Origin of the sequence: Methanosarcina sp., from assembly GCF_035390745.1 — an archaeon.
Classification (GTDB): Archaea; Halobacteriota; Methanosarcinia; order Methanosarcinales; family Methanosarcinaceae; genus Methanosarcina.
In genome coordinates, this window is sequence record NZ_DAOOUJ010000065.1 from 11,503 (window position 1) to 17,389 (window position 5,887).

Consider the following 5,887-nt stretch of genomic DNA (forward strand, 5'->3'; position numbering starts at 1 on the left):
TCGCTATCTGGAGGAACCCTCAGTAATATATGTACACCCGTAATGATGCTTTCTCTGAAGCAGTATTATATCAGGAAGGAGATAATTTCATAGTATATTTACATATTACAACCGGCGCAAAACCATCAGGGAAGCCCTGCTCACATTGATGTTGAGAAATGCAGCGAGACGGTATACCAATAAATTATAATAAGTCTTTTCACGATAGAAAAGCTGGTGGAACGCATGAAGACAAACGATAACTGTGTAGGGTGCGGCCAGTGCGCTTCTTTTTGCAAAATGGGAGCAATAGAAGTAAGAGGAAAAGCACGGGCTACTGATGCCTGCGTGGAATGCGGGATGTGCATCCCCTACTGCCCTGTGAAAGCAATCGAGGTGCCGGCATGAAAACGATTGTCATAGGTGCAGGGCTTGGAGGGCTTTTAAGTGCTGCCCGTTTATCAAAAGCAGGGCATGAGGTTGAAGTTTTTGAAAGGCTTCCTATTACCGGGGGAAGGTTTACCAATCTCAGTTACAAAGGATTCCAGCTTTCAAGCGGAGCTTTCCATATGCTTCCCAACGGACCCGGAGGTCCCCTTGCCCAGCTGCTCAGGGAAGCAGGAGCCAGTGTAGATATAGTGCGGTCAGACATGACCACTGTACGCGTGCCCCTTAAAAAAGGAAATTCCGATTATGTGAAAGGCTTTAAAGATATCTCTTTCAGTGATTTTTCTTCTCTTCTTTCTTATAAAGATCGCATGAAAATAGCCCTTTTAATTGTCAGCACGAGAAAGAACCGCCCTTCAGGAAGCACACTTCAGGCGTGGATAAAGACCCAGGTCAATGATGAGTGGCTGATAAAATTTGCCGATTCTTTCTGCGGCTGGGCTCTCAGCCTGAAAAGCGACGAGGTCCCGGTAGAAGAGATTTTTGAGATCATTGAAAACATGTACAGGTTTGGAGGTCCTGGCGTTCCCATAGGAGGATGCAAGGGGATTATTGATGCCCTTGAAACCGTCATTCTGGCAAACGGAGGGAAAATCCATACCGGACAGGAAGTCTCAAAAATCCTGGTTGAAAACGGAAAAGCTGCAGGGATAGTTGCTGAAGGCAAAAAACATGATGCTGATCTTGTTATCAGCAATCTCGGTCATGCTGCAACCGCTTTGCTCTGCGGGGAAGCCCTCTCAAAAGAGGCAAACGCAGCTTACCTTAAAATGCTCAAGTCCCTTCGGCCGTCCGCAGGCATAAAGATCTGCCTTGCTGCAGATGAGCCGCTTGTAGGGCATTCGGGAGTCCTGCTGACCCCTTATTCAAGGCGCATAAACGGGATCAATGAAGTAACTCAGGTCGACCCCAAGCTGGCTCCTCCGGGAAAACATCTTACCATGTGCCACCAGTACGTTGCTCCTGAAAATGTAAAGAACCTCGAATCCGAAATAGAAATGGGGCTTGCGGATGTCAAAGAGATTTTCCCTGATAAAAGGTACGAAGTCCTTCTTATCCAGTCATACCATGACGAATGGCCTGTAAACAGGGCAGCTTCGGGTACTGACCCTGGAAATGAAACTCCTTTTTCCGGGCTTTATGTTGTTGGAGACGGAGCCAAAGGAAAAGGAGGCATAGAAGTCGAAGGAGTGGCTCTTGGCGTGGCGTCAGTTCTGGGAAAAATCCTGAGCTGAAGCCCGGAAAGAAACCATAATTCAGCAGGTGTTTTACATTCCATCGAAAAAAGTTCCTTTCGTAACGTATTCAAAAAACGTTTTCATACCTGTAACCAATATCTGCAGAAACCGGTGCGGTTACTGCGGTTTTCGGCGGGAACCCGGACAGCCCGGAGCCCGGCTCATGAAGCCGGAAGAGGCTGTTTCCATTCTTGAAAACGGGGTAAAGGCAGGATGTACCGAGGCTCTTTTCACGTTCGGGGAGCGTGCAGAAGAAGTGTCGGGATACGGTGCAATGCTTGAAGAGCTTGGCTATTCCTCCACTCTTGAATATGTCCTTTTCCTCTGTGAAACTGCAATCGATATTGGAATTCTTCCCCATACTAATGCAGGAATAATGACCCGCCCGGAACTTAAAGCTTTAAAGCCCCTGAATGCGAGTATGGGGCTGATGCTTGAAAGCACGGCAGTTCTGGATGCCCATGAAAACTGCCCCGGAAAAGTTCCGGAACGCAGACTTGAGACAATCCGGGAAGCCGGGCGACTGAAGATTCCTTATACTACCGGCCTCCTTATAGGTATAGGGGAGAACAGGGACGACAGAATAGAATCACTTGAAGCTATTGCAGCTCTTCACATGGAGTACGGGCATATTCAGGAAGTAATTATCCAGAACTTTGCCCCTAAGCCAGGGACAGCCATGGAAAATTTCCCTGAGCCGTCTGTTGAAGTGATGATGGATGCGGTAGCTCTTGCAGCAAGGATACTGCCTGATGATGTGGCAGTTCAGGTTGCCCCCAACCTCATTGACCCAAAAGCCCTTATCGCAAAGGGCGTGACGGACCTTGGAGGCATATCCCCTCTTACGATTGACTGGATCAATCCCGAAGCTGAATGGCCCGACATAAAGGACCTGCAGAAAAAGCTCGGGGATATTCCGCTTAAAGAACGCCTGCCAGTTTACCCTCAATATGTTAAAAGAGGGTGGTATTCGGAAAGGATTGGCAGCCTCATCGAACGTCTCTCAGACAGGGAAGGCTACAGAAAGCAGCCTGGAACAGAGAACGCGGAGGATTTGGAAAAATGAACAGCAAAATTCCCGAAGAAATCGTAGAACGCGCACACCAGGGTAAGAGCACAAAAGAAGATGCTCTCGTGCTCCTGGAAGTACCTCCATTCGAACTTTTCAGGTTTGCAGACGAACTCCGCGACCTTGCAGCAGGGGACACAGTGACTTATGTTGTGAACAGGAACATAAATTTCACAAGCCGCTGTGTGGGAACCTGCGGGTTCTGTGCATTCAGGACAAATAATGGCAAAGTCATGAGCATCGAAGAAATCATGGAAAAGGTAAGAGAAGCCGATAAGGCAAAAGCCACTGAAGTCTGTATCCAGGGGGGCCTGCTTCCCGATGTTGGTCTTGACTTTTACCAGGGGATCGTAGAAGCCATAAAAGCAGAATTCCCTGAAATGCACATCCATTCTTTTTCACCGATGGAGGTTTACCATGCCTCCCGCATCAGTGAAATCCCGGTAAAGGAAGCTCTCAGGAGGCTCAAAAGGAGCGGGCTTGATACCATGCCGGGAACAGCAGCTGAAATCCTCTCCGACCGCGTGCGGAAAATTATCTGTCCTTCAAAACTAAAGACTGCAGAATGGATCGAGGTGGTCAAGCAGGCACATGCTGCGGGAATTCCGACAACTGCAACCATGATGTATGGGCACGTTGAAACTCCTGAAGAAAGAATTGACCATATGCTGATCATCAGGGACATCCAGAAAGAAACCGAGGGTATTACCGAATTTGTGCCCCTGCCTTTTATGCCCTACAACAATCCTGTAGGGGAAAAAATGATCCGGGAAGGTAGATATGCCACTCCGGGCCTTGAGGACCTGAAAATCTATGCAGTATCCCGCATCCTCTTGCACGGCTATGTGGACAATATCCAGGCAAGCTGGGTGAAACTGGGAAAGAAACTTGCTCAGTTTTCTCTGTACTGCGGAGTCAATGACCTCGGAGGCACACTGATGGAAGAAAGCATTTCCAGATCCGCTGGTGCCTGCCACGGGGAAATGATTACTGTGGACGAGCTGGAATGGATGATCCATGGAGCCGGCAGGATCCCCAAAGAAAGGACAACCCTTTATGGGGGAGCTCATGAGCTTGCTTCCAGGAATCACAGAAGGACTGCCGGGTGCGGGGCTTACGAATAAGCCTGACAGCCTGGGAAATAACGGAATTAGAAAAAGGATGATCGGATGTACACGAAAAAACCGACAACTCCAGAAGATGTAATTGAAAGGGCATACCAGGGAAAATGTACTAAAGAAGATGCCCTCATCCTGCTTGAAGGAAACCCTTTTGATCTGTTTGAGCTTGCCAACGATCTTCGCGCCAGTGCGGCAGGCGACGCTGTCAGCTATGTGGTGAACAGGAATATCTATATCACAAACAAATGTGTTGGAACCTGCGGGTTCTGCGCTTACAGAACTGAGAAAGGATATATCCTTAGCGTTGATGAGATCCTGAAAAAAGTGGGAGATGCAAGAAAAGCCGGAGCTGTGGAAGTCTGCGTCCAGGGAGGGTATACTCCGGAAGCCGATATGGAGTTCTACCTTGAGATTATAGAGTCAATAAAAGCCGAATACCCCGACATGTGCATTCACGCCCTTTCCCCCATGGAAGTAAATTATGCGGCAGGAATCTCGGGCATGTCGGTGGACGAAGCCCTGAAGAAGCTTAAAAAAAGCGGGCTTGACTCCCTTACAGGAACTTCGGCAGAGATCCTTTCCGACAGGGTGAGAAAGATAATCTGCCCTGGGAAAATCACTACGCAGCAGTGGATTGAAACCATAACTGCAGCACATAAAGCAGGCATTTCCACCAATGCTACCATTATGTACGGGCACGTCGAAACCCTTGAAGAACGCCTGGACCATGTTTTTACTATCCGCGAGATCCAGAAAGAGACAGGCGGATTTACTGAGCTTATCCCGATGTCCTTTTTACCCTATAATAACCCTATAGGGGAAAAGATGCTTGCATCCGGAAAATTCTCAAGCACAGGGCTTGAAGATCTGCAGCTCATAGCTATTTCTCGCGTAATTCTGCATTCTCATGTTAAAAATATCCAGGCTACCTGGGTAAAATTAGGAAAGAAACTTGCTCAGGTAGCCCTGCTGTGCGGAGCAAATGACCTCGGAGGCACGCTTATGGAAGACCAGATCTCAACAGCATCCGGAGGTAGCCACGGAGAATATGTGTCCCCTGCAGAGTTTGAATGGATGATAAAAGGGGCAGGAAGAGTTCCCATGCAGAGAGACACCCTTTACCGGAAGGTAGAGCCCAGGTTTTCGGGGCAGGAAGGCCTGATTCCTGGCTTTGCAAGAGCAAAAATGGGCAGCAAAGAATAAAAAACCTGAAATATTCTTACAAAAGCCTGAAAATGAGTTAAAGCCTGAAAAAGAGTTATTTTGAGATCTAAAATAGAGTTCCCCTGAGATAAAAACGAAAACGAAAAACGAAAATATGCAGGAGTCCAGATGAGAGCTGTAATCCCATACAAAAAAGCCGGCGCAAAATCAAGGTTATCGCCTGTCCTGAGCTTGCAGGAGAGGGAAGAGTTTGTGGAACTAATGCTGAATCAGGTCATAGATTCTCTCAAAGAAGCCGGGGTAGAAAAAATTGACATCCTCAGTCCTTCGGTCTACGGGCTTGAGGAAATGACTGAAGCGAAAGTTCTGCTGGACGAAAAAGATCTGAATGAAGCCCTTAACGGGTATCTCGAAGAGGCAGAAGAGCCTGTCCTGATTGTTATGGCTGACCTGCCTCTACTTTCTCCGGAAAATATAAAGGAGATAACCTCGACTGAAAAGGATATCTGCATCGTTCCCGGAAAAGGCGGGGGTACCAATGCTCTTTTTATAAAGAATCCCTCTAAATACAGGGTAAGGTATTACGGCTCGAGTTTTCTAACCCATTGCTCTATTGCAGCGGATTCAGGCCAGAACTTCGAAGTCTATGACTCCTTCATGGCAGGCACGGATATAGATGAGGCTGAAGACCTTGTAGAACTTCTAATACATGGGAAAGGACCTGCAAAAGATTATATTAATCGAAAATTCAAACTTGAAGTCAAAAAAGGACGGGTTGGACTGGTTCCACTTTAATTTAGTAGAATGAAAGGCGTCAAAATAACATTTAAAGTTATTTTCATGTGACTATTCAGCGGGAGTTGAGAAAA

6 protein-coding genes are annotated in these 5,887 nt (G+C 47.4%); all 6 read left to right on the top strand.

Features of this window, described 5'->3' with window-relative positions; all coding sequences use genetic code 11:
- Positions 1 to 225 precede the first annotated feature (225 nt).
- The 6 genes from PLL47_RS12595 (at position 226) to cofC (ending at position 5,813) form a co-directional block, all read left to right on the top strand.
- The gene (locus PLL47_RS12595; RefSeq protein WP_324446599.1) at positions 226 to 387 is read left to right on the top strand and encodes a 4Fe-4S binding protein; all 162 of its coding nucleotides are present in this window, start codon (positions 226 to 228) and stop codon (positions 385 to 387) included.
- Positions 384 to 1,661: a phytoene desaturase family protein gene (locus PLL47_RS12600; protein WP_324446600.1), complete on the top strand. Its 1,278-nt coding sequence runs from the start codon at positions 384 to 386 to the stop codon at positions 1,659 to 1,661. The genes PLL47_RS12595 and PLL47_RS12600 overlap by 4 nt, the downstream gene beginning before the upstream one ends.
- A gap of 28 nt (positions 1,662 to 1,689) precedes the next feature.
- Positions 1,690 to 2,730, top strand: a complete 1,041-nt coding sequence (cofG, locus tag PLL47_RS12605) for a 7,8-didemethyl-8-hydroxy-5-deazariboflavin synthase subunit CofG (protein ID WP_324446602.1) — start codon at positions 1,690 to 1,692, stop codon at positions 2,728 to 2,730.
- Positions 2,727 to 3,857: a 5-amino-6-(D-ribitylamino)uracil--L-tyrosine 4-hydroxyphenyl transferase CofH gene (gene cofH / locus PLL47_RS12610; protein WP_324446604.1), complete on the top strand. Its 1,131-nt coding sequence runs from the start codon at positions 2,727 to 2,729 to the stop codon at positions 3,855 to 3,857. The genes cofG and cofH (PLL47_RS12610) overlap by 4 nt, the downstream gene beginning before the upstream one ends.
- A gap of 45 nt (positions 3,858 to 3,902) precedes the next feature.
- Positions 3,903 to 5,057 carry a 5-amino-6-(D-ribitylamino)uracil--L-tyrosine 4-hydroxyphenyl transferase CofH gene (gene cofH, locus PLL47_RS12615; RefSeq protein ID WP_324446606.1) on the top strand — a complete coding sequence of 385 codons (1,155 nt, stop codon included), beginning with the start codon at positions 3,903 to 3,905 and terminating at the stop codon, positions 5,055 to 5,057.
- 129 nt (positions 5,058 to 5,186) lie between these two features.
- Positions 5,187 to 5,813, top strand: coding sequence for a 2-phospho-L-lactate guanylyltransferase (gene cofC, locus PLL47_RS12620; RefSeq protein WP_324446609.1), 627 nt, complete (start codon positions 5,187 to 5,189; stop codon positions 5,811 to 5,813).
- Positions 5,814 to 5,887: the final 74 nt, after the last annotated feature.